The organism is Flavobacterium sp. GCM10023249 (assembly GCF_042653365.1).
Lineage (GTDB): Bacteria > Bacteroidota > Bacteroidia > Flavobacteriales > Flavobacteriaceae > Flavobacterium.
On sequence record NZ_JBHSHZ010000016.1, the window covers coordinates 77,562 to 100,531 of the forward strand.

At 34.4% G+C, this 22,970-nt stretch carries 17 protein-coding genes and 3 tRNA genes; 10 read left to right on the top strand and 10 right to left on the bottom strand.

Going from position 1 to position 22,970, the window contains the following annotated elements; all coding sequences use genetic code 11:
- Window positions 1-53: 53 nt before the first annotated feature.
- Complete coding sequence (gyrA, locus tag ACFO7M_RS13865; RefSeq protein ID WP_379736301.1) at window positions 54-2,606, top strand: DNA gyrase subunit A; 2,553 nt, start codon at window positions 54-56, stop codon at window positions 2,604-2,606.
- A 19-nt stretch (window positions 2,607-2,625) separates the two neighbouring features.
- Window positions 2,626-3,903, top strand: coding sequence for a hypothetical protein (locus tag ACFO7M_RS13870; RefSeq protein WP_379712820.1), 1,278 nt, complete (start codon window positions 2,626-2,628; stop codon window positions 3,901-3,903).
- Window positions 3,904-3,948: 45 nt separating this feature from the next.
- Here the strand turns inward: ACFO7M_RS13870 and ACFO7M_RS13875 are convergent, their stop codons facing one another.
- Both ACFO7M_RS13875 and ACFO7M_RS13880 read right to left on the bottom strand, forming a co-directional pair.
- Window positions 3,949-4,710 (bottom strand): NlpC/P60 family protein, encoded by a 762-nt coding sequence (locus tag ACFO7M_RS13875; protein ID WP_379712818.1) that lies wholly within the window; start codon window positions 4,708-4,710, stop codon window positions 3,949-3,951.
- A 72-nt stretch (window positions 4,711-4,782) separates the two neighbouring features.
- Complete coding sequence (locus tag ACFO7M_RS13880; protein ID WP_379736303.1) at window positions 4,783-5,958, bottom strand: acetyl-CoA C-acyltransferase; 1,176 nt, start codon at window positions 5,956-5,958, stop codon at window positions 4,783-4,785.
- A 227-nt stretch (window positions 5,959-6,185) separates the two neighbouring features.
- On the opposite strand from ACFO7M_RS13880, the gene ACFO7M_RS13885 reads away from it, so the two are divergent.
- The 4 genes from ACFO7M_RS13885 (at window position 6,186) to ddpX (ending at window position 7,147) form a co-directional block, all read left to right on the top strand.
- Window positions 6,186-6,269, top strand: a tRNA-Ser gene (locus tag ACFO7M_RS13885).
- Between the two features lie 14 nt (window positions 6,270-6,283).
- Window positions 6,284-6,358, top strand: a tRNA-Pro gene (locus tag ACFO7M_RS13890).
- 35 nt (window positions 6,359-6,393) lie between these two features.
- Window positions 6,394-6,467 (top strand) — tRNA-Arg (locus ACFO7M_RS13895).
- A gap of 68 nt (window positions 6,468-6,535) precedes the next feature.
- On the top strand, window positions 6,536-7,147 hold the full coding sequence (gene ddpX, locus ACFO7M_RS13900) for a D-alanyl-D-alanine dipeptidase (protein ID WP_379712814.1): 612 nt from the start codon (window positions 6,536-6,538) through the stop codon (window positions 7,145-7,147).
- Here the strand turns inward: ddpX and ACFO7M_RS13905 are convergent.
- The 8 genes from ACFO7M_RS13905 to tsaD form a co-directional block, all read right to left on the bottom strand.
- Window positions 7,128-7,712, bottom strand: a complete 585-nt coding sequence (locus ACFO7M_RS13905; protein WP_379712812.1) for a hypothetical protein — start codon at window positions 7,710-7,712, stop codon at window positions 7,128-7,130. The genes ddpX and ACFO7M_RS13905 overlap by 20 nt on opposite strands.
- Window positions 7,713-7,717: 5 nt before the next feature.
- Window positions 7,718-8,899 (bottom strand): THUMP-like domain-containing protein, encoded by a 1,182-nt coding sequence (locus ACFO7M_RS13910; protein WP_379736305.1) that lies wholly within the window; start codon window positions 8,897-8,899, stop codon window positions 7,718-7,720.
- A 96-nt stretch (window positions 8,900-8,995) separates the two neighbouring features.
- Complete coding sequence (locus ACFO7M_RS13915; protein WP_379712808.1) at window positions 8,996-9,949, bottom strand: zinc metalloprotease; 954 nt, start codon at window positions 9,947-9,949, stop codon at window positions 8,996-8,998.
- Between the two features lie 311 nt (window positions 9,950-10,260).
- On the bottom strand, window positions 10,261-11,214 hold the full coding sequence (locus ACFO7M_RS13920; RefSeq protein ID WP_379736307.1) for a zinc metalloprotease: 954 nt from the start codon (window positions 11,212-11,214) through the stop codon (window positions 10,261-10,263).
- A gap of 289 nt (window positions 11,215-11,503) precedes the next feature.
- On the bottom strand, window positions 11,504-12,454 hold the full coding sequence (locus ACFO7M_RS13925; protein ID WP_379712804.1) for a zinc metalloprotease: 951 nt from the start codon (window positions 12,452-12,454) through the stop codon (window positions 11,504-11,506).
- Between the two features lie 261 nt (window positions 12,455-12,715).
- Entirely contained in the window at window positions 12,716-13,357 is a 642-nt protein-coding gene (locus ACFO7M_RS13930; RefSeq protein ID WP_379712802.1) for a DUF4159 domain-containing protein, read from the bottom strand.
- 3 nt (window positions 13,358-13,360) lie between these two features.
- Window positions 13,361-14,065, bottom strand: coding sequence for a 16S rRNA (uracil(1498)-N(3))-methyltransferase (locus tag ACFO7M_RS13935; RefSeq protein WP_379736308.1), 705 nt, complete (start codon window positions 14,063-14,065; stop codon window positions 13,361-13,363).
- 1 nt (window position 14,066) lies between these two features.
- Window positions 14,067-15,086 carry a tRNA (adenosine(37)-N6)-threonylcarbamoyltransferase complex transferase subunit TsaD gene (gene tsaD / locus ACFO7M_RS13940; protein ID WP_379736310.1) on the bottom strand — a complete coding sequence of 340 codons (1,020 nt, stop codon included), beginning with the start codon at window positions 15,084-15,086 and terminating at the stop codon, window positions 14,067-14,069.
- Window positions 15,087-15,264: 178 nt separating this feature from the next.
- On the opposite strand from tsaD, the gene ACFO7M_RS13945 reads away from it, so the two are divergent.
- The 4 genes from ACFO7M_RS13945 to ACFO7M_RS13960 all read left to right on the top strand — a co-directional run bounded on the left by ACFO7M_RS13945 (window position 15,265) and on the right by ACFO7M_RS13960 (window position 22,968).
- Window positions 15,265-19,740, top strand: coding sequence for a translocation/assembly module TamB domain-containing protein (locus tag ACFO7M_RS13945; protein WP_379736311.1), 4,476 nt, complete (start codon window positions 15,265-15,267; stop codon window positions 19,738-19,740).
- A gap of 125 nt (window positions 19,741-19,865) precedes the next feature.
- A complete protein-coding gene (pfkA, locus tag ACFO7M_RS13950; RefSeq protein WP_379712794.1) occupies window positions 19,866-20,852 on the top strand; it encodes a 6-phosphofructokinase in 987 nt (328 codons plus the stop codon).
- 73 nt (window positions 20,853-20,925) lie between these two features.
- Entirely contained in the window at window positions 20,926-21,933 is a 1,008-nt protein-coding gene (gene gap / locus ACFO7M_RS13955; RefSeq protein WP_379736313.1) for a type I glyceraldehyde-3-phosphate dehydrogenase, read from the top strand.
- A gap of 183 nt (window positions 21,934-22,116) precedes the next feature.
- Complete coding sequence (locus ACFO7M_RS13960) at window positions 22,117-22,968, top strand: BadF/BadG/BcrA/BcrD ATPase family protein (protein WP_379736315.1); 852 nt, start codon at window positions 22,117-22,119, stop codon at window positions 22,966-22,968.
- Window positions 22,969-22,970 lie beyond the last annotated feature (2 nt).

The following is a 22,970-nucleotide window of genomic DNA, read 5'->3' on the forward strand; positions in this document are numbered from 1 at the left end:
ATACGTATATTAGCGCGTTTTGTATAATAAATAAATTAATAACATAAATACTTATGTCTGAAGGAGAAAAGTTAATTCCAATTAACATTGAAGACGAAATGAAATCAGCTTACATCGATTATTCGATGTCGGTTATTGTGTCGCGTGCATTACCTGATGTAAGAGATGGTCTGAAACCAGTACACCGTAGAGTATTGTTTGGAATGCATGAATTAGGAGTATATTCAAATAGAGCTCATAAAAAATCTGCCAGAATCGTGGGAGAGGTTCTGGGTAAATATCACCCACATGGAGATTCATCCGTTTATGATGCCATGGTTCGTATGGCTCAGGATTGGAGTTTGCGTTATTTGATGGTGGATGGACAGGGTAACTTTGGTTCGATTGATGGGGATAGTCCAGCGGCAATGCGTTATACAGAGGCGAGAATGAAAAAGTTCTCTGAAGAGATGTTGGCTGATATTGAAAAAGAGACGGTAGATTTCCAGTTGAACTTCGATGATACTTTGGAAGAACCTAAAGTGATGCCTACTAAAGTTCCTAACTTGTTAGTGAATGGTGCTTCGGGTATTGCAGTAGGTATGGCTACCAATATGGCGCCTCATAACTTAACTGAAGTTGTAGATGGTACGTTAGCTTACATTGACAATAATGATATTGAAATTGACGAATTAATCACTCATATCAAAGCTCCAGATTTCCCAACAGGTGGTGTGATTTATGGTATGGATGGTGTTCGTGAGGCTTTTAAAACTGGTCGAGGACGTGTAGTTATTCGTGCTAAAGTTGGTTTTGAAGAAGTTGACGGGCGTGAAGCGATTATAGTTAACGAAATTCCATATCAAGTGAATAAGGCTGAAATGATTAAAAAAACAGCCGATTTAGTTAATGATAAAAAGATTGAAGGTATTTCTACTATCCGTGATGAATCGGATAGAAATGGTATGCGTATCGTTTATATTTTAAAGCGTGACGCGGTTCCTAATGTGGTTTTAAATACTCTTTATAAATATACACAATTACAATCTTCTTTTAGTGTAAATAATATTGCATTGGTAAAAGGTCGTCCACAAATGTTGAATTTAAAAGATTTGATTCATCATTTTGTGGAACACAGACACGAAGTAGTAACCCGTAGAGCACAATTTGATCTAAGAAAAGCGGAAGAAAGAGCGCACATTTTAGAAGGTTTGATTATTGCTTCAGATAATATCGATGAAGTTATCGCGTTAATTAGAGCGTCTAAAGATGGGGATGAAGCAAGAGCAAAATTAATCGAACGTTTCAATTTGTCTGAAATTCAAGCGCGTGCAATTGTTGAGATGCGTTTACGTCAATTAACGGGTCTTGAGCAAGATAAATTGCGTGCTGAGTATGATGAAATCATGAAAACCATCAACTATTTGAAAGAATTACTTGCAAGTAAAGAGATGAGAATGCAAGTGATTAAGGATGAGTTGAATGAAATCAAAGACAAGTACGGAGATGAGCGTCGTTCAACAATAGAATATTCAGGTGGTGATGTAAGTATAGAAGATTTGATTGCTGATGAACAAGTAGTAATTACTATTTCACACGCCGGATATATCAAACGAACTTCTCTTTCTGAATATAAAACACAGAATAGAGGAGGGGTTGGTCAAAAATCTGCCGGAACACGTGATGCTGATTTCTTAGAGCATATGTACGTAGCTACAAATCACCAATATATGTTGTTCTTCACTCAAAAAGGAAAATGTTTCTGGATGCGTGTTTACGAAATTCCAGAGGGAAGTAAAACGGCAAAAGGAAGAGCGATTCAGAATTTGATCAATATAGAACAAGATGATAAGGTGAAAGCATTCATCTGTACACAAGATTTGAAAGATCAAGAATATATTAATAACCATTATGTAATTATGGTTACTAAAGAAGGTCAAGTGAAGAAAACTTCTTTAGAACAATATTCTCGCCCAAGAACAAATGGTGTTGCCGCAATTACTATTAAAGAAGGTGACGAATTGTTAGAAGCAAAACTAACTACTGGTGAAAGTCAGGTTTTAGTAGCTGTGAAGTCGGGTAAACTAGTTCGTTTCGAGGAAGGAAAAACAAGACCAATGGGACGTACAGCATCGGGAGTACGTGGAATTACACTAGCTGACGAGAAGGACGAAGTAATTGGCATGGTTTCTGTAGATACGAAAGATGTGAACGAAACTCAATTGTTAGTAGTTACTGAAAATGGTTACGGAAAACGTACTAAATTGGTTGATGAAGATGGTGAAGATGTATACCGTATTACTAACCGTGGAGGAAAAGGTGTTAAAACATTAAATATCACAGAAAAAACAGGAGCGTTGATTTCAATTAACAATGTTACTGATGAAGATGATTTGATGATTATCAATAAATCTGGTTTGACTATTCGTATGAAAGTATCGGATTTAAGAGTTATGGGACGTGCAACGCAAGGAGTTCGTCTTATCAATATCAAAGGAAAAGATTCTATTGCTGCTGTATGTAAAGTAATGCGTGAAGAGGAATCTGATGAGAGTGATGAAAATGAAGAAAATACTAATGATTCTATTGAAGGTACAACTTCAGTAGAAAATGAAAACCAAGAATAAATAATTTAAAAATTGAAAAATGAAAATTAAAAATTTAGCAATTGCTACTGCTTTATTTGCATCGATAGCGACTTTTGCGCAAAAAGATCAATTAAAAGCGGCTGAAAAATCTTTAAAATCAGGAAATGCAGCCGAAGCTAAAGAAATTTTGGCAGGAATTGATAATATGATTGTAAATGCTGATGATGCACAAAAAGCACAATATTATTTCTTAAAAGGGAATGCTGCTTTCGAATTGGCTAAAAAGAAAGTTGATACAGACAAAAATTTATCGGAAGCTGCCAAAGCTTATGGTGATTTAATTCTTACTGAAGAAAATTCAGGAAAAGTAAAATATACTACTCAAGCTCAAACTTCTTTGACAGAATTAAAGGATGCAGTTCGTAATAGTGCAATTGCTGATATTGATGCTAAAAAATTCAAAACAGGTGCTTTGAAATTGTATCAAACGTATTCAATTGACAAAAAAGACACGGTTATGCTTTATTATGCTGCGAACTATGCTTTGAATGCACAGGATTATGATTTGGCTTTGGATTATTACAAAAAATTAAAAGATGTAAAATATTCCGGTAAAGCAACAAATTATACCGCTAAATTCAAAGCTAATGATCAAGAGCAAACTTTCCCTACAGCTGCACAAAGAGATCAAGCTGTGAAAATTGGTACTCACTATGAGCCAAAAACAGAGAATGTACCTTCAAAAAGAGGAGAAATTGCGAAAAATATTTCATTATTGTATATACAAAAAGGTGATATTGCTGCTGCAAAAAAATCTATGGGAGAAGCAAGAGCAAATAATCCAGAAGATACTTCTTTGATTTTATCAGAAGCGGATTTGTATTTGCAGACTAAGGATTATGAAATGTATAAAAAATTGGTATCTGAAGCATTAGCGAAGAATCCGAGTAATGCCGATTTATATTATAACTTAGGTGTAATTACTAGTCAATCGACTGAAAAACAGGCTAAAATTGATGCGGAAGGTTATTATTTAAAAGCCATTCAAATCGATCCTAATTATAAAAATGCTTACATGAATCTTTCTGTTCTTAAATTAGATGGAGAAAAAGAAATTGTTGAAGCAATGAATAAATTAGGAACTTCTGATGCGGATAATAAAAAGTATGACGCTTTAAAGGCTAAACGAGCAGCAATGTATAAGTCAGCTATTCCTTATTTAGAAAAAGCAAACGAATTATTCGGTAATGATGAGGATATAAAAAGTACGCTTTTAAATATGTACTACGCTTTGGATATGACGGATAAAGCAAAAGCATTAAAAGCAAAAAAATAATAAGAGAAGATTATAAAAAAGTCCTGATTTATTTCAGGACTTTTTTTATATAACTTTTTTGATAACTCTCAACTTGTGAGTATGTCTGTTTGTTTCTGCATTATAAATTCCTAAATGATCTAACCGATCAATTCTAACTTTTCCGCTGGCATGAATGATGTAGTTGTTTTCCATGATGATGCCAACGTGAATGATATTTCCTTCTTCGTTATCAAAAAAAGCCAAATCTCCTGGCTCACTTTCTTCGATAAAGCTTAGTGCATCACCTTGAGTTGCTTGTTGAGAGGCATCTCGTAATAAATGAAAACCATTTAGTTTGTAGACCATCTGTGTAAAACCAGAACAGTCAATGCCAAATGGTGTTTTTCCACCCCATAAATAAGGAGCATTCAAATACATGAATGCAGTTTCAATAAGGCTTTGCTTGGGTTTGATACCACTTACTTTAATTCCTTCAAATGAAAGATTTTCCGTATTGATGCTTTCATAATTCAAGAACGATAATGAGGCACCTAAAGGAATTGGCATTAATAAATTGTCTGGAGATGTAACATATTCAATTAAATCCGCATTTAGAATAATACTGTCTTTACTAAGTTGATGGTATTGTTCTTCTGTGATTGATTTGTATTGCTTATTGTCAATCCAGCCTTCGTAATCATCAAACGCCAATTTGATTTTAGACCATTTTTGTTGCTGTTCCAAAATTATGAAATGTTCACCAAAAAGAACTTGTGAAACGAGTTCACTTCTGTCACTTGGTTCAATACGTAAGGGGATATTGGCTAGATTACAAATACCAAACATTGAATACAATTAGGGGTTATGAATCATGAGTTGTAATTATATTGTTTACAACCCATGATTTATAAATTTTATTTAAGCTCTTTCTATAACAATTGCAGAAGCACCACCACCACCATTACAGATAGCTGCAGCACCAATTTTTGCATTGTTTTGTTCTAAAACATTGATTAAAGTAACGATGATTCTTGCGCCAGAACATCCAAGAGGATGGCCTAATGATACTGCACCACCGTTTACATTCACTTTTTCATTGTCTAACCCTAAAATTTTAGCATTGGCTAAACCTACAACAGAAAAGGCTTCGTTAAATTCAAAGAAATCAACATCAGCTAACGAAACTCCAGCTTTGTCTAAAGCTTTTGGTAAAGCTTTTGCAGGTGCTGTTGTGAACCATTTTGGTTCTTGTGCTGCGTCTGCATATCCTTTGATATAAGCAAGAGGTTTTAATCCTAAGGCAGTTGCTTTTTCTTCACTCATTAAAACCAAAGCAGCAGCTCCATCATTAATGGTTGAGGCGTTGGCAGCCGTAACAGTTCCTTCCTTTGTAAATACTGCATTAAGTGTAGGGATTTTATCTAATTTAACATTAGTGTACTCTTCGTCTTTATTAACGACTATTGGATCGCCTTTTCTTTGTGGAATAGTGACAGGAACAATTTCTGCATCAAATTTGCCAGCATCCCAAGCATTAGCAGAACGTGTATACGATTGAATCGCAAAATTATCTTGTTCTTCACGGCTTATATTGTGTTCAGTTGCGCATAAATCAGCAAAAACACCCATGGCTTGTTGGTCGTATACATCTACAAGTCCGTCTTTCTGCATACCATCTACAAAAGATGTTGGCCCAAATTTTACGCCATTTCTCATGTGTACATAATGTGGAATTAAACTCATGTTTTCCATACCACCTGTTACAACGATTTCTGCATCACCACACATAATAGCTTGTGCACCCAACATAACAGCTTTCATTCCTGAAGCACATACCTTATTTATAGCTGTACAAGCAACTTCATTGGATAATCCTGCAAAAAGGGCAGCTTGTCTTGCTGGGGCTTGTCCAACACCTGCTTGAACTACATTCCCCATATACACTTCATTTACTAAAGCAGGGTCTAAATTGATTTTATTTAAAGCTCCTTTAATAGCAGTTGCACCTAACTGTGGAGCAGATACGCTTGATAAAGCTCCCATGAAACTACCTATTGGTGTACGAGCAGCTGAAACAATAACAACTTTTTTCATTTTGTGTTCTATAATTTAGTTTTGCGAATTTACTAATTTTAATGGAAACAGAGATTTTGATTAAGATATTATTTAGATTTTAAAATTTATGAATTCTTATAGTGCTGATTATTAGGTTTTAAAAATTTAATGTAAAAAAAATGTAAAAAAAATGCTTGAAAAACTTGGTATTAATACTTTGTTATGCTACATTTGCAACCGCAAAAAAGGTCAAGTTCTTTGCAATAGGAGAGGTGCCGGAGTGGTAACGGAGCAGATTGCTAATCTGTCGACGGGTAACCGTCGCCAGGGTTCGAGTCCCTGTCTCTCCGCTTTTTTTTGCTTTCGGGGTGTAGCGTAGCCCGGTCATCGCGCCTGGTTTGGGACCAGGAGGTCGCAGGTTCGAATCCTGCCACCCCGACTAAGATGACAAATTGTTTTAGTTTACTAAAATGAGGTCCAATAGCTCAGCTGGATAGAGCAACTGCCTTCTAAGCAGTAGGTCTCAGGTTCGAATCCTGATTGGATCACAAAGCCTCACATTCGTGAGGCTTTTTTTATTCCTTATTTTTAAGTATATTTCCAATAAAACTAAAAGATGAAATTATATTTCCCACTTCTTTTTTTATTTTTCTTTCAAGTAAATCAAGCGCAAGAAGTTTCTGACACTACATTTGTTAATATTAAAGATTACACTAAAGAAGTTGTTTTTGATATGAAATATGCTACAAATGACAACTTTTTAAAAACGAAAGTATACGATTGCGATGAATGTTATCTTCGTTTAAAAACAGTAAAAGCGCTTGTAAATGCAAGTAAATATTTTGCTAAAAAAGGCTATAAAATTAAGTTGTACGATTGTTACCGTCCTTTGGATGTTCAAAAAAAAATGTGGGCTATTGTGTCCAATCCAAATTATGTAGCCAACCCAGCTAAAGGTTCAATACATAATAGAGGAGGAGCAGTTGATATTACTTTAGTAGATGAAAATGGAAACGAGTTAGCTATGGGAACAGCTTTTGATCACTTCGGGCCAGAATCCGCACATGCTTATGATCAATTGGATAGAAAGATTCTTAAGAATAGAAAGCTTTTGAAAAAAATAATGCTCCGAAATGGATTCGAAGCATTTGATTCTGAATGGTGGCACTATAATTTAATAGGCTCCAAGAAAGATAAAATATCAAATTTTACTTGGCACTGTCACTAAATAAACAATCATAATTGTCTTTAAAGAAAGTCTCGGGTTTGAAGGTGGTATTCAGTTTTTCTGAAATAATCTCTTTTGGTAGAACATAATCAACTGCGCCTGATGAATAGTTTATTTTCATTAGAGAAATTGAATGTTTTCTTAAATCTTCAAAATCATTCTTTAAAAAGAAAAAGGTAGCCTCTAGAAAGCGATTATTTTCCTTTTCAGTCTCGTTATAGATTAAGTTGTCACATTTCCCTTCATCTGCATATACAAGAGAATAGACTTTTCCATTTGATAATTGAAAGAAAAGCTTTGATGCGGTGTCTATGCATTTTGGTGTAATGAAATCTTTACTTTTTTGAATGATTTGAACCTTTAATACTGGGATGTCATTTTCACTTGCTAATGATAAAAAAATCAATTGAGCAGAATTCCCAAAAACTTTTTCATAGACTAAGCAACTTTTGGTTTCCTTATAGGTTCCGATAGAATCTTTTATATTAGTAGCAAGCTCACATGGTTTTTGTGCAAAAGCTATCGATTGTAAGAGTATTAAAAAGAAAAGTATTTTGTATTTCATTGTTTCTAAATTTTGTCGCAAAGTAAGACAATTTTATTGTTATTCAAATCGGTCGTAAAAAAAGCGAAAAGTACTCCACCATCTTTGACTTTCCATTTTTTTCTGATGTTTTCAACAGATTCGGGAAAATTTCTAGTGGTAATGTTTGCTTTTTGGTCAAGTAGGTGAGTCTTCATGTTGGATTTGTTATATTCAAAAACCGTGCGGATTTTAAATTTTCTTCCGGGGAAATCAATTAAATTACTTGAAGTGTACAAATGGGAGTGTTGATGAAGTTTTTGAATGTTATAATTTATGGCAATTTGATTGAATGCACCCGATTTTAAAATCGCAGCATTTGGTTCATATATATAACTATTAGGTAGGCTATAATCTGGTGTTTTTAATTCTGCGTCTAAAGTAAATTGAAAAGCTTCTTCGATTTCTTTGTTGAAATTAATAGTTTTGACGGTTATTTTACCGGAATAATTATTTTCCAAGATCCATAATAATTCTTTAACTTCTCCATTTACAGCCACGACATGTATTTCTTTGATGTAATTCAATTCGTTAATTCCAGCTGCTATATCTAAAATTGGTGCAGTTTTTATTAAAATTGAATTCGTATACTTAAAGTAAAGATTTAGATTTGTAGGTACGTCTGGGAGGCAATCTTTTAACATGAAAACTTTGCCTTTGGCCTCATTTCTGCGGGAAGGATCAATATAAATCCAATCAAAACGCTGGTTTAAATGTTGTAAAATTTCAGTACTGTCACCATGATATGATTTTATATTTGAAATTTGTAATTGTTCGATATTGTTGCTAACAATGTTTTGCAATTCTTCTTTAAGTTCACAGTGAATCACTTCATTGAAATTCTTTGAAAAATAATAATCATCTACGCCAAATCCTCCAGTGAGATCAATAATATTGGTACCAGAAATCAAGGAAGCTTTGTATTTCGCTGTTGTTTCTGATGATGTTTGTTCAATTGATAACTTGCTTGGATAAATAATACCTTTTGTTTTATACCAGGTAGGTAATTTTTCTTTTGCTTTGGATTTGGAAGCAACTTGGGTTAAGATTTCATTCCAAGAAACTTCCGGGAATGGATTTTTTTGTAGTGCTAATTTTGAAAAGTTTACACTCAATGATTCCTCAATGAAGGATTGGATTTCTTGAGAAAGAATAGTTTTAGTTTCCACTACTTGATAGATTTTGAGGCTTTAAAAATACTAAAACTTACCCAATAAAAAAACTCGCCAAAAAGGCGAGTTTTACTTATTTTTTATTGCTATATATTATGGTTGAGCAAAAGAATTTCTTGAACCTCCAGAAGCAAAAATAGCGCTCATTCTTGATTTTTGACCATTAGAGAACATATACATACCTCTATCATCAGTGTAATCCATGTAGTTCATATACATTTCAAGTGGAGTGCCAGAACAAGTTGATCTGTGACCTACTGCAGGAACACCATAGTTAGCTGTATTGTGAACTGGAGTATCAGATACTAAGTCAGATCCACAAGTAGCATCACCCCAGATGTGACGTAAGTTCATCCAGTGACCTACTTCGTGAGTTGCTGTTCTACCTAAGTTGAATGGATAAGTTGCTGTTCCTGTGTTACCAGTATATTTAGAATCAATTACAACTCCATCAGTTGCAGAAGAACCTCCAGGAAATTGAGCATAACCTAAAATTCCACCACCGATTGTACATACCCAGTAGTTCAATTTAGTAGTTGGTGAAGTTGGGTTAAGACCACCTTGAGATGATTTCTTCATAGCGTCATTAGTACCCCATGAAGTTTTTGTAGTCGATTTTCTGATTACCTGATCAAGTACGAAAGAAATACCTACGTTTGCTCTTACCGAAGAGTAAGGGTTGTTTGCAGTATTATAATCAGAGTTAGCAGCATTAAAATCTTTGTTTAATACATCGATTTGAGATTGTAATTGTGCTAAAGAAATGTTTTCAGCTGAAGTTCTGTACAAAACGTTGAATACAACAGGAATTTGTACTTTACCATTTACTAATCTTCCATTAGCGATAGCTTCGTTAGTTAGTTTTTCAATTTCTGCCATTCTTCCAGCCAAAGCAGGATTTTCTCTCATTTGTCTGTCTAAAACTTCGTGAGAAGCACATCCTCTGTGTGCAGTAGCGCTAGCTTGTTCTTGGTTTGTTGAATTGTCATCTTTCTGACATGAGAACATTAATAATGCTGCTGAAGCAGACAATAATAATTTTTTCATAATTGGGTTTGTTTGGTTTGATTAATATTTGTTTTTGGAAATTTTATTTTTCCGATGCAATACTAAATAAATTTATGATATTATCAAAGTTTTAATTAAATGTTTAGTAATGATTAAATAAATAGGCTGTTATTTACAATTGTTAATAACTCTGTTAACTATTGTATTTAAAGGGGGTTTAAATATTTTATTTGTTAATAAATACTTACAAAAAATCAATACTTTTTTTTATAATTATTTGATTCAGTGATGTTTGAATAAAAAAAACTCACCCGAAGGTGAGTTTAAATTAATATTATGTAATCTAAATATTATGGTTGAGCAAAAGAATTTCTAGCACCTCCAGCCGCGAAGATAGCATCCATTCTTGATTTTTGTCCTAAAGAGAACATATACATACCTCTATCGTCAGTGTAATCCATGTAGTTCATGTACATTTCAAGTGGAGTACCAGTACAAGTAGATCTGTGACCAACAGCAGGAACGCCATAGTTAGCTGTATCGTGAACTGGAGTATCCGCAACTTGGTCATTTCCACAAGTAGCATCACCCCAAATGTGACGTAAGTTCATCCAGTGGCCTACTTCGTGAGTTGCTGTTCTACCTAAGTTGAATGGTGCAGTAGCTGTACCTGTGTTACCCGTGTATTTAGAATCTAAAACAACACCATCAGTAGCAGAAGAGCCTCCAGGGAATTGCGCATAACCTAAGATTCCACCTCCAATTGTACACACCCAAATGTTTAATTTAGTTGTTGGAGAAGTTGGAGCAATACCACCTCTTTTCGCATTTTTCATTACATCATTAGTTCCCCAAGATGATTTTGTAGTTGATTTTCTGATTACTTGATCTAGTACGAAAGTAATTCCAATATTGGCTCTTACTGTAGAGTAAGGGTTGTTAGCTGTATTATAATCAGAGTTAGCAGCATTGAAATCTTTGTTTAATACATCGATTTGAGATTGCAATTGTGCTAAAGAAATGTTTTCAGCAGAAGTTCTGTACAATACGTTAAATACAACAGGAATTTCTATTTTTCCATTTACTAAACGACCTGTCTTCATAGCTTCGTTAGAGAATTTTTCAATCTGAGCCATTTTAGAAGCTAACTCTGGATTTTCTCTCATTTGTCTTTCTAACACTTCGTGTGAAGCACAACCTCTGTGAGCTGTAGCGTTTGCTTGTTCTTGATTTGTAGAATTGTCATCTTTTTGACAAGAGAACATTAATAATGCTGCTGAAGCAGACAATAATAATTTTTTCATGATTGGGGTTTTTTGGTTTAATTAATTATTTGTCTTTGGAATTGAATTATTCCGATGCAATACTAATAATTATTGATATATTATCAAAGTTTTAATTAATTATTTATTAATTGTTAAATTGTATTTTATTCTATCGTATTGTTAGTGAATATATTATGTTTAAAAAAAAATTGAACATTATGAATAAATCACAATGAATTAACCGAAAAATAGATTTTAATTTAAAGTAAATGCTTAAAACAACAAAACCCGTCCTTTGGACGGGTTTTGTAAATTTGTTTTTTGTTTATTATGGTTGAGCAAAAGAATTTCTAGCACCTCCTGCAGCGAAGATTGCATCCATTCTTGATTTTTGTCCCAAAGAGAACATGTACATACCTCTATCGTCAGTATAATCCATGTAGTTCATATACATTTCAAGTGGAGTGCCAGTACAAGTTGATCTATGACCTACTTCAGGAACACCATAGTTAGCTGTATTGTGAACTGGAGTATCAGCTACTAAGTCAGATCCACATGTAGCATCACCCCAAATGTGACGTAAGTTCATCCAGTGACCTACTTCGTGAGTAGCTGTTCTTCCTAGGTTGAATGGAGCGTTAGCAGTTCCTGATAATCCTGTGTATTTGCTATCACAAACAACACCATCTGTCGCAGAAGAACCTCCAGGGAATTGAGCGTATCCTAAGATACCGCCGCCAATTGTACATACCCAAAAATTAAGTTTTGTAGTTGGAGATGTCGGATCAATTCCACCTTGCTTTGATTTTTTCATCGCATCTCTTGTTCCCCAAGAAGATTTTGTAGTTGATTTTCTGATTACTTGGTCAAGCACAAAAGAAATACCAACATTAGCTCTTACTGAAGAATAAGGGTTGTTTGCAGTATTATAATCTGAGTTAGCAGCATTGAAGTCTTTGTTTAATACATCGATTTGTGATTGTAATTGTGCTAAAGAAATGTTTTCAGCACTGGTTCTATATAATACATTGAACACAACTGGAATTTCAATTTTCCCATTAACTAAACGTCCAGTTTTCATTGCTTCGTTTGTGAATCTCTCTATATCAGCCATTCTAGTAGCTAATTGAGGATTTTCTTTAATTTGTTGTTCTAATACTGCATGTGATGCACAGCCTCTGTGAGCAGCAACGTTTGCAGATTGATCTTCAGAAGTGTTGTCTTTTTGACAAGAAAATAATAATAAGGCAGCAGAAGCTGACAATAATAGTTTTTTCATAATTTGTTTGGTTTAGTTAAATGATTAGTAATTTTTTTCAAAATTATTTAACAATACTATAAATTTAATTTCATAAAAAAAAATTTTTAGATGTTAAAAATCAATAACATAACCGAATTATCCGTAAATATTGGGGTTAAAATTTGAAAGAAAAATAAAAAAAGAATATTGAAACTAGCAAATATGAATTTTTTTGTAGTTATATTCTTAATTATATTTTTGATGAAATTTTGTAAACGTTATGTGTTACGGATTGGTAAATTAATTATTAAAAACGTAGTTCAAAATATTAGCGCCCATTTTTAGCGCTTTTTCTCTAACTTCTCTAGGGTCATTGTGTACTTCAGCATCTTCCCAACCATCTCCTAAATCGCATTCGAATGTGTATAGGAGTACTAGTTTATTATCGATAAAAATACCATAAGCTTGTGGTCTTCCGCCTTCATGTTCATGAATTTTGGGTAATCCATTAGGGAATTGATAAGGTTTTTGAAATAAAGAATGCGAAGAAGGAATTTCGATTAGATTGTTATTGGGGAATATTTTTTTGATTTCTTTTCGGATGTATTTATCCATACCATAATTATCATCAATATGTAAAAAACCTCCTGATGTTAGATAATTTCTCAGATTTTCGGTTTCTTGATTGTTGAATACAACATTGCCATGACCTGTCATGTGTAGAAAAGGATAGGAAAAAATATCCGGGCTACCTGGAGAAACAGTTGCGTTCTTGCTTTTTATACGTGTATTATTGTTTAAATTGGAGAACTTTATTAAATTGGGTAATGATGTAGGGTTGGCATACCAATCACCACCTCCGTTGTATTTTAATAAGGCTATTTCTTGTGAAAAACCGAAATTACTTACCGTAAACAGAAATAGTGCTAGGATTGTTCTCATATTTTACTCGTTTGAATAGACGAAACTATGGCAAGCGACAATTGCTGCAGTTTCAGTTCGTAACCTTGTATTTCCCAAAGATACCGGAATGAAATTATTTTCCAATGCGATTTGAATTTCCTTTTCGGAAAAATCTCCTTCTGGACCAATTAGCAAAGTATATCTTTGTTTGGGCTGAATTTCTTCTTTTAACAGTTTTTTGGATGTTTCTTCACAATGCGCTATGTATAAATTTCCGTCGTGTGGTTGTTTGATAAAATTTTTAAAACTAATCGGTTCATTCAATTGGGGTAAATAGAACTGATTGGATTGTTTCATTGCTGATTGTAGAATCTTATCAAAACGTTCTGTCTTTATGGTGGTTCTCTCCGAGTGATCACAGATAATAGGAGTGATTTCGTGAATGCCTATTTCGGTAGCTTTTTCCAAAAACCATTCGTAACGATCGTTCATTTTGGTTGGTGCTACTGCAAGGTGTATGTAAAAATCGGTTGGATTGTGTTTTTCAAAAGAAGTTATGCTAATAGTACATTTTTTTTCCGAAGCTAAAATGACTTTGGTAATAAATAAAAAGCCTAATCCATTGGTAACATGTAAAATATCACCTTCTTTTTTGCGTAACACTTTAACGATGTGCTTGCTTTCCTCTTTGTCAAATGAAAACTCTTTGGAATCACCAGTAATGTCAGGGTTGTAAAATAATTGCATATTAAAACTCTATTCTTGCTTTAGACACAGTTGAAGCATCACTAAAATGTTGTTCTAAAAATTTATGATAACCAACAATTCCAATCATAGCAGCATTGTCGGTCGTATATTCAAATTTCGGTATAAAAGTCTTCCATCCGTATCTCTGTTCGGTTGCCTTCAAAGTTTCACGAATACCCGAGTTGGCAGAAACGCCACCACCAATGGCAATCTCTTTTATACCAGTTTGCTCTACAGCCATTTTAATTTTATCCATCAAGATCTGAATGATAATATTTTGAATAGAAGCACAAATGTCAGCTTTGTTTTCTTCAATAAAATCAGGGTTTTCTTTAACATTCTTTTGAATGAAATATAGAATCTGTGTTTTTAGTCCGCTAAAACTGAAATTTAAGCCATCAACTTTAGGTTTCGTAAACTGATACGCTTTTGGATTACCCTCTTTGGCAAATTTATCAATTAAAGGCCCACCGGGATAGGGAAGTCCTAATATTTTCGCAGATTTATCAAATGCTTCGCCTACTGCATCATCAGTTGTTTCACCAATGATTTCCATATCAAAAAAACTATTGACTTTTACAATTTGCGTATGTCCACCTGAAATGGTTAAGGCAAGAAATGGGAAATTGGGTTTATCATATCCTTCTTCATCAATAAAATGAGCTAAAATATGTGCATGCATGTGATTCACTGCAATTAAAGGAATGGTTAAAGCCATCGCCATAGATTTGGCAAACGAGCCACCAACTAATAAAGATCCCATTAATCCTGGACCTTGAGTAAAAGCTATTGCGGATAACTGTTCTTTCGTGATTCCGGCTTTTTTAATAGCCACATCGATTACCGGTACGATGTTTTGCTGATGAGCTCTAGAGGCCAATTCAGGAACTACACCTCCAAATTCTTCATGAATTTCTTGACGTGCAACAACATTCGACAAGACTTTATTGTCTTGCAAAACTGCAGCTGCAGTATCATCGCAAGAACTTTCAATAGCTAATATATATATAGGTGATGACATAAAGGCACAGAATTTGCGTTATATTTGAAAAACCGACTTAAAATACATAATTTTACATCGAAGCCCAAAATTACAGTTTTTTTATGAATTTACTGTAGTGGCTTAATTACCTTTTGTTTGATTACTCTTGGAAGAAACTAAAAAAAATACTGGCCTCAAAAAAATCCTGAAAATAGCTTTGTATTTCCTACTTGGAATGATTTTGCTTTTACTGGTGCTAGCCATTGCTTTGAATATGCCGTTTGTTCAAACAAAATTGGGTCAGTATGCTACAGAGAGATTAAATCAAGATTTTGGAACGGATATAACCGTTGAAGAAGCAAATTTCACGGTATTCGGTGGTGTAAAGCTTAAAAAAGTCCTTATTAAGGATTACAAAAAAGACACTCTTTTTCATATTAATGTACTTAAAACCAATCTTATCGACCTAAAAAAACTAATGGACGGTGACTTGCATTTTGGAGAAGTACGTTTAGATGGTTTGGATTTCCATATCAAAAATTATAAGGGAGAAAAAGACACGAACTTAGATAAGTTTGTGGCACTTTTTGATAGTGGAGAACCAAGCAAACCTAAAAGCAAAAAATTCTTAATGACTGCAAAAGAGATGCATCTCACCAATAGTCATTTTAGGTTTTTAGATGAAAATCTGAAAAATCAATTGGTGTTTGAAGCCAAAAAACTGAATGCTTACACAACGAATTTTCAAGTGCTTGGACCTGATGTAACTATGAAAATTAATGAAATGGCGTTCGTTGACAATCATGGTCTGGTGGTCGATAATTTGACTTCTGATTTTACGTATACTAAGAAAAATATTCACTTAGCCAACCTGGATTTAAAAACCTCAAATTCTCTATTGAAAGGAGATGTTGAATTAAAATACGATAGAAAAGATTTCGCAGATTTTAACAATAAAGTGATTTTCGATGTAAAGGTGGATGAAGCACAGGTTTCTTCCAATGATTTGAATCTGTTTTATGGAGAATTTGGGAAAAATCAACAATTTGATATTCGCGGAAATTTATACGGTAGTCTTAATAATTTCAAAGCAAGGAGACTTTACTTAGTTGATCAAAACAATTCTGAAATTGTCGGAAATTTTGATTTTAAAAATTTGTTCACCAAAAACAAAGGTGATTTTTACATGAAAGGGAAATTTTCCAATATTTCCTCTACCTATGACGATTTAAACAGAATTCTACCGAGAGTTTTGGGAGATAATTTACCATCTACATTTAAAAAATTCGGACGGTTTACGCTTTCCGGTGAAACTGAAGTTACTCTTAAAACGGTGAAAGCGGATGTTTCTTTAATTACTGCATTGGGTAATGTTGAGTCGGATTTGAGCATGACAAATATCGATAATATCGATAATGCTACTTATAAAGGAAATATTAAGTTGAATAATTTTGACTTAGGGAAGTTTTTAGAGAGAGACGATCTTGGAATCGTTAATTTGGATTTAGATGCCGATGGTAAAGGGTTTAAAGAGAAATATCTTGATACACAAATCAAAGGTGATGTGAAAAGTGTTTACTACAATGGGTATAATTACCGAAATATTGCAGTGGACGGAACTATGATGAAATCCGTGTTTAAAGGAGATATTGTTGTCAACGATCCTAATTTAATCATGGAATTCGATGGTAACTTGGATTTAAGTAAGCGAGAAAACAAATACGATTTTCATGCTAAGGTAGAATATGCAAACCTAAAAAAACTGAATATTTATACTTCTGATGAAGTTTCAGTTTTTAGAGGAGACGTCGTGATGGATTTGCAAGGAAATACGATAGACAACATTTATGGTAATGTCTATATCAATCAAACTTCATATGAAAATAGTAAAGAGACGTATTTCTTCGATGATTTTCAGGTGGAATCATCTTTTGACGCAAATCGAGTTAGAACCATTACAATCAATTCGCCTGATATTATTGAAGGGAAAGTTGAAGGGAAATTCCAATTCAAACAATTGCCTGATCTGATTGAAAATTCTTTGGGTAGTTTATACGCCAATTATTCACCGAATAAAGTAAGTAAAGGGCAATTTGTGAAATTTGATTTTAACGTCTACAGTAAACTTATCGAAGTCTTCTATCCTGAAATTTCTTTGGGTGAAAACACTTATATGAAAGGTGAAATTGATTCGAATGATGGTATGTTTAAACTAAATTTTAAATCGCCATCCATTTCAGCGTATGGGAACCAATTCGATAATATCAATGTCGATATTGATAATAAAAATCCTTTGTATAATGCGTATATCGAAATGGATAGCATTAAAACAAAGTATTACAAAGTAGCTGACCTTAGTTTGATTAATGTTACAGCGAATGATACGTTGTTCTTCAGAACGGAATTCAAAGGTGGAAAAAAGGGAAAAGATTACTACAATCTTAACTTGTATCATACGATCAATGAGGAAAATAATAGTGTGGTTGGTGTAAAAAAATCGGAAGTGAATTTTAAAGATTACTTATGGTTTATCAACGAAAAAGAAGAAAAAGACAATAAAATTGTATTTAATAAAAAACTTACCGATTTTTCTATTGAAAAGATCTCGATGACGCATGGAGAACAGTTGGTACAGCTTATGGGAAAACTAAAAGATTCTACCTATAAAGATGTGCAGCTCTCCTTCAAAGATGTACAGCTCGATAAAATTACACCTTCGGTAGATAGTTTAAATTTTAAGGGAAGAGTCAATGGAATTGTTGATTTCAAACAAAGAAAATCGGTTTATGAACCTACTTCTTCTCTTGAAATTGATAGTTTGAATATTAATAATTTTGCGCTCGGAAAACTGAATATTGACGTTAAGGGAGACGATAATTTTAAAAATTTCAAGGTAAATTCAGTATTGCGTAATGAAGGATTGGAATCCTTTTCAGCAGAAGGTAATGTATTTGTTGAAGGTAAAAACACACAACTGGATCTGGATTTGAGATTGGAGGATTTTAATTTGGGAATATTTAGTCCGTTGGGTGGCGACATTATAAAGAATATTAGGGGATTGGCATCCGGAACCGCAAGATTTACTGGCGATTTCGATGAACCTGACATTACAGGGCGAATGTACCTCAATAAGGCAGGATTGAAAATTCCGTACTTAAATACAGATTATAATTTTGGCAAAAATTCTATTGTTGATGTTACTGAAAATCAGTTTAGTTTCAGGAATATTGCCTTGTATGATTCGAAATTTAATACCGAAGGCCGACTCACAGGCGCTATAAGGCATAACAAATTTGCCGATTGGTATCTGGATTTGAATATTGATTCGGATCGAATGTTAGCTTTGGACACCAAGGATTCTGATGATGCGTTGTATTATGGAACGGCTTTTATCGATGGAGAAGCATCTATAAAAGGACCTACTAACGGTTTGGTAATTAACGTAAATGCCAAATCAGGGAAGGATACTTCTATTAAAATACCTATAAATGACACAGAGGCTACTACTGAGAAAGATTATATCAAGTTTGTGACAAAAAATGGTTTGGCTGCACAAAAAGAAAAAAATATCAAATCAAAAGGATATAATGGAATTGAGTTGAATTTTGAATTGGATATTACACCTGATGCTGAAATTGAAGTAATCATTAACAAAAGTAATGGGCATGGTTTGAAAGGACGCGGAGTGGGCTCTTTACTAATGGAAATCAATACGTTGGGTAAATTCAACATGTGGGGAGATTTCCAAGTGTATAAAGGAGAATACAACTTCAAATACGGTGGAATTATTGACAAAAAATTCGAAGTTAAAAAAGGAGGTTATATTTCATGGGATGGAGATCCTTTGAATGCTACTTTGAATATGGAAGCCGTTTACGCTACACAAGCAAATCCTGCGGTTTTACTGGATAATCCTTCTATTAATAAAAAGGTACCAACAGAAGTAGTGATCAAATTGACGGATCAATTGGCCAATCCAACACCGGATATTTCAATCAATTTCCCTACGGTAAGTTCAGTGCTGAAATCGGAATTGGAATACAAGTTAAATAATGCAGACAATAGACAAACTCAGGCGATTTATTTATTATCTACAGGTAGTTTCCTTACCGATAAAGGAGTGGCTGAAAATGCCATTACGGGGAATTTATTAGAAAGAGCTGGAAGTTTATTTGAAGATTTGTTTTCAAGCAGCGATGATAAATTTAAAGTAGCTCCCTACATCGTAACTGCCGATAAACGTAATCCTGATTTCCAATCAGAAGGAAGGGTAGGAGTAACTTATTCTACGCAAATTAGTGATAAATTAACCATCAATGGGCAAGTGGGTGTGCCGGTAGGTGGTGTTACCGAAACAGCCGTTATCGGTAATGTGGAAGTGCAGTTGCGTTTGAATGAAGATGGAACATTAAAAGCCAGATTCTTTAATAGAGAGAACGACATTAATTATATAGGTGAAGGAATTGGGTATACACAAGGACTAGGGGTTTCTTATGAAGTCGATTTCAATACGTTCAAAGAATTAATGCAAAAAGTATTCTCCTCCAAAAAAGCGAAAAAAGAAAAAGAGTCCAAAGACGAAATACCTGATTCGGATCTCTATCCTGAGGGATTTCAATTTACGGATCAACGCCAGAAAAAAGCAACCGAAAAACCAAAAGAGGAGGAGGAAAAAGCACCTGATGGTAACTAAAACAGGTTGATTTTTAAAAACTTATTAACGAAAACGTTTGAAATTTACAGTCTCGTCTATATTTTAACATATCTTTGAATTTTAACAGATTTTCTTTAGTAATTTTACGTTATAATTAATTTTAGATGTCAAAAATTATTAAGAAAATAGGTGTTCTAACTTCTGGTGGAGATTCTCCAGGAATGAACGCAGCCATCAGATCGGTTGTTCGTACATGTGCTTATCACAATGTTGAATGTATAGGAATATACCGCGGCTATCAAGGAATGATTGAAGGCGATTTTAAAGAAATGGGACCTCGTTCCGTGAACAATATTGTAAATAAAGGCGGAACCATTCTGAAATCCGCACGTTCAATGGATTTCAAAACTCCCGAAGGACGCAAAAAAGCCCATCAAAATTTAGTAAATGCAGAAATCGATGCCTTAGTGGTTATCGGTGGTGACGGTACTTTTACCGGTGCTGAAATTTTCAATAATGAATTTGGTTATCCAGTAATGGGAATCCCTGGAACTATTGATAACGACATCTACGGTACCAGCCATACTTTGGGTTACGATACGGCTTTAAATACCGTAGTCGAAGCCATCGATAAAATTCGAGATACTGCCAGTTCTCATAATCGATTATTCTTTGTTGAAGTTATGGGGCGTGATGCAGGCCATATCGCTTTGAATGCAGGCATCGGAGCAGGAGCAGAAGAAATCTTGATACCTGAAGAAGATTTAGGTTTGGAACGTTTATTGGAATCGCTTCAAAAAAGTAAAGCTTCTGGAAAATCTTCGAGTATTGTTGTGGTTTCCGAAGGTGATAAAATTGGTAAAAACGTATTCGAACTTAAAGAATATGTAGAAGAAAACTTACCGGAATACGATGTTCGTGTATCCGTTCTCGGTCACATGCAACGCGGTGGTTCGCCTTCGTGTTTTGATCGTGTTTTAGCATCTAGATTGGGTGTAAAAGCTGTTGAGTCTATACTTGAAGGGAAATCGAATTTCATGGTAGGTTTGTACCAGGATAAAGTGGCCTTGACACCATTGGAACAAGCCATAAAAGGAAGCTCTAAAATTGACGAAGAATTATTGAGGGTTTCTGATATAATGACAACATAACCCCACTATTATAAAATTAATCTATTTAAATAATAACTTTAAGTAAATTGCTTAAAGCCTAAAGAAGATGACTATGAAAGTAAAATTAGGAATTAACGGTTTCGGCCGTATTGGAAGAATTGTGTTTAGAGAAACATTCAACAGAGATAATGTAGAAGTTACAGCAATCAACGATTTATTGGATGTTGAGCATTTGGCTTATTTATTAAAATATGACTCGGTTCACGGACGTTTCAACGGAAAAGTAGAAGTGAAGGAAGGAAAATTATATGTTAACGATAAATACATCCGTGTAACTGCAGAAAAAGATCCAACATTAATCAAATGGGACGATGCTGAAGTGGATGTGGATGTAGTGGCAGAATGTACCGGTATTTTCACGACTTTGGAAACGGCTAATGCACACATCAAAGGTGGTGCTAAAAAAGTGGTAATTTCTGCTCCTTCAGCAGATGCTCCAATGTTTGTAATGGGAGTAAACCACGAAAAAGCTACTGCTGCTGATACTATTGTTTCGAACGCTTCATGTACAACAAACTGTTTGGCGCCTTTAGCAAAAGTAATCAACGATAATTTCGGAATCGTTGAAGGTTTAATGACTACAATTCATGCTACAACTGCAACCCAATTAACGGTTGACGGACCTTCACGTAAGGATTTCCGTGGTGGTCGTGCTGCTTTATTAAACATCATTCCGTCGCAGACCGGTGCTGCTAAAGCGGTTGGAAAAGTAATTCCTGAATTGAACGGTAAATTGACAGGTATGTCAATGCGTGTGCCAACTGCCGATGTTTCTGTAGTGGATTTAACAGTGAAATTGGCCAAAGAAACGTCTTACGAAGAAATTATGAAGGTGCTTAAAAACGCTTCTGAAACTTCAATGAAAGGTATTCTTGGCTTTACTGAAGACGACGTGGTTTCTCAAGATTTTATTGGAGATTCTCGTACTTCAGTGGTAGATGCTCATGCCGGAATTGGCCTAAATTCAACATTTTTTAAATTGGTTTCTTGGTACGATAACGAATACGGTTACTCAAGCAAATTAATCGATTTGGCCGTTCACGTTTCTGGTTTAAAATAATTTGATATCTTTATAATCCCGTTAGTAATTGTATTAACGGGATTTTTTATTAGAAGCTATTTCCCGCTATTCGCTGTATCTTTTTTTAGAATCATTTCGATAACCGCAATGATCCTAAAAAAAGGATGCCGCTGCTATCGGGGCTAAATGGCACAACTCATAATTTATAACTCAAAATTTTAAATGAAATTACTCGTTGATAGCGGTTCTACTAAGGCCGACTGGATTGCCATTGATGATGCCGGTAAGGTATTGTTTACTACGCAATCTTTGGGATTAAATCCTGAAGTGTTGTCTAAAGATGAAATTATTAACCGTTTGGAAGATCGTTTCGATATTTCACACAACAAAAGCCAAGTGTCCAGTTTGTTTTTTTATGGTGCCGGATGTGGTACGGATAGAATGAAAAATTTTCTGACTCAAGTTTTTCAAGATTACTTCCCAAACGCTGTAGTTACGGTACATGAAGATACGTATGCCGCCGTTTTTGCCACTACACCAAAAGGAGAAAAAGCAATCGTTAGTATTTTGGGTACTGGTTCGAACTGTAGTTATTTTGACGGTCATGTTTTGCATCAAAAAGTGCAGTCTCTTGGTTACATTGCCATGGATGATTGTTCCGGAAATCGATTCGGACGTCATTTGTTGAGAGGCTATTATTTCAATAAAATGCCAGCTGATTTGGCTCAAGAGTTTGAAACAACCTATAATGTAGAACCGGATCCGGTGAAGCATAATTTGTACAAAGAACCCAATCCTAACGCTTATTTGGCGACTTTTGCAAAATTCTTAATCAAACACAAAGACACCGAATTCTGTCGCCAATACATTTTTGAAGAAATGGAATCTTTTGTCGAAAATTATATCAAACAATTCGAAAATTACAAAGAAGTTCCAGTACATTTCATCGGTTCTATTGCTTTTTACCTAAAAGAAGAATTACAAAGCGTTTTAGACAAACACGGAATCCAATTGGGTAACGTTTTACGTAGACCAATTGACGGTCTCATCGAATATCATGTTTTAAATAAATAATC

Excerpts from the sequence above, each read along its gene's own strand:
- gyrA (WP_379736301.1), top strand. The coding sequence starts at position 54 with ATGTCTGAAGGAGAAAAGTTAATTCCAATTAACATTGAAGACGAAATG.
- ACFO7M_RS13870 (WP_379712820.1), top strand. The coding sequence starts at position 2,626 with ATGAAAATTAAAAATTTAGCAATTGCTACTGCTTTATTTGCATCGATA.
- ACFO7M_RS13875 (WP_379712818.1), bottom strand. The coding sequence starts at position 4,710 with ATGTTTGGTATTTGTAATCTAGCCAATATCCCCTTACGTATTGAACCA.
- ACFO7M_RS13880 (WP_379736303.1), bottom strand. The coding sequence starts at position 5,958 with ATGAAAAAAGTTGTTATTGTTTCAGCTGCTCGTACACCAATAGGTAGT.
- ddpX (WP_379712814.1), top strand. The coding sequence starts at position 6,536 with ATGAAATTATATTTCCCACTTCTTTTTTTATTTTTCTTTCAAGTAAAT.
- ACFO7M_RS13905 (WP_379712812.1), bottom strand. The coding sequence starts at position 7,712 with ATGAAATACAAAATACTTTTCTTTTTAATACTCTTACAATCGATAGCT.
- ACFO7M_RS13915 (WP_379712808.1), bottom strand. The coding sequence starts at position 9,949 with ATGAAAAAATTATTATTGTCTGCTTCAGCAGCATTATTAATGTTCTCA.
- ACFO7M_RS13920 (WP_379736307.1), bottom strand. The coding sequence starts at position 11,214 with ATGAAAAAATTATTATTGTCTGCTTCAGCAGCATTATTAATGTTCTCT.
- ACFO7M_RS13925 (WP_379712804.1), bottom strand. The coding sequence starts at position 12,454 with ATGAAAAAACTATTATTGTCAGCTTCTGCTGCCTTATTATTATTTTCT.
- ACFO7M_RS13930 (WP_379712802.1), bottom strand. The coding sequence starts at position 13,357 with ATGAGAACAATCCTAGCACTATTTCTGTTTACGGTAAGTAATTTCGGT.
- ACFO7M_RS13935 (WP_379736308.1), bottom strand. The coding sequence starts at position 14,065 with ATGCAATTATTTTACAACCCTGACATTACTGGTGATTCCAAAGAGTTT.
- tsaD (WP_379736310.1), bottom strand. The coding sequence starts at position 15,086 with ATGTCATCACCTATATATATATTAGCTATTGAAAGTTCTTGCGATGAT.
- pfkA (WP_379712794.1), top strand. The coding sequence starts at position 19,866 with ATGTCAAAAATTATTAAGAAAATAGGTGTTCTAACTTCTGGTGGAGAT.
- gap (WP_379736313.1), top strand. The coding sequence starts at position 20,926 with ATGAAAGTAAAATTAGGAATTAACGGTTTCGGCCGTATTGGAAGAATT.
- ACFO7M_RS13960 (WP_379736315.1), top strand. The coding sequence starts at position 22,117 with ATGAAATTACTCGTTGATAGCGGTTCTACTAAGGCCGACTGGATTGCC.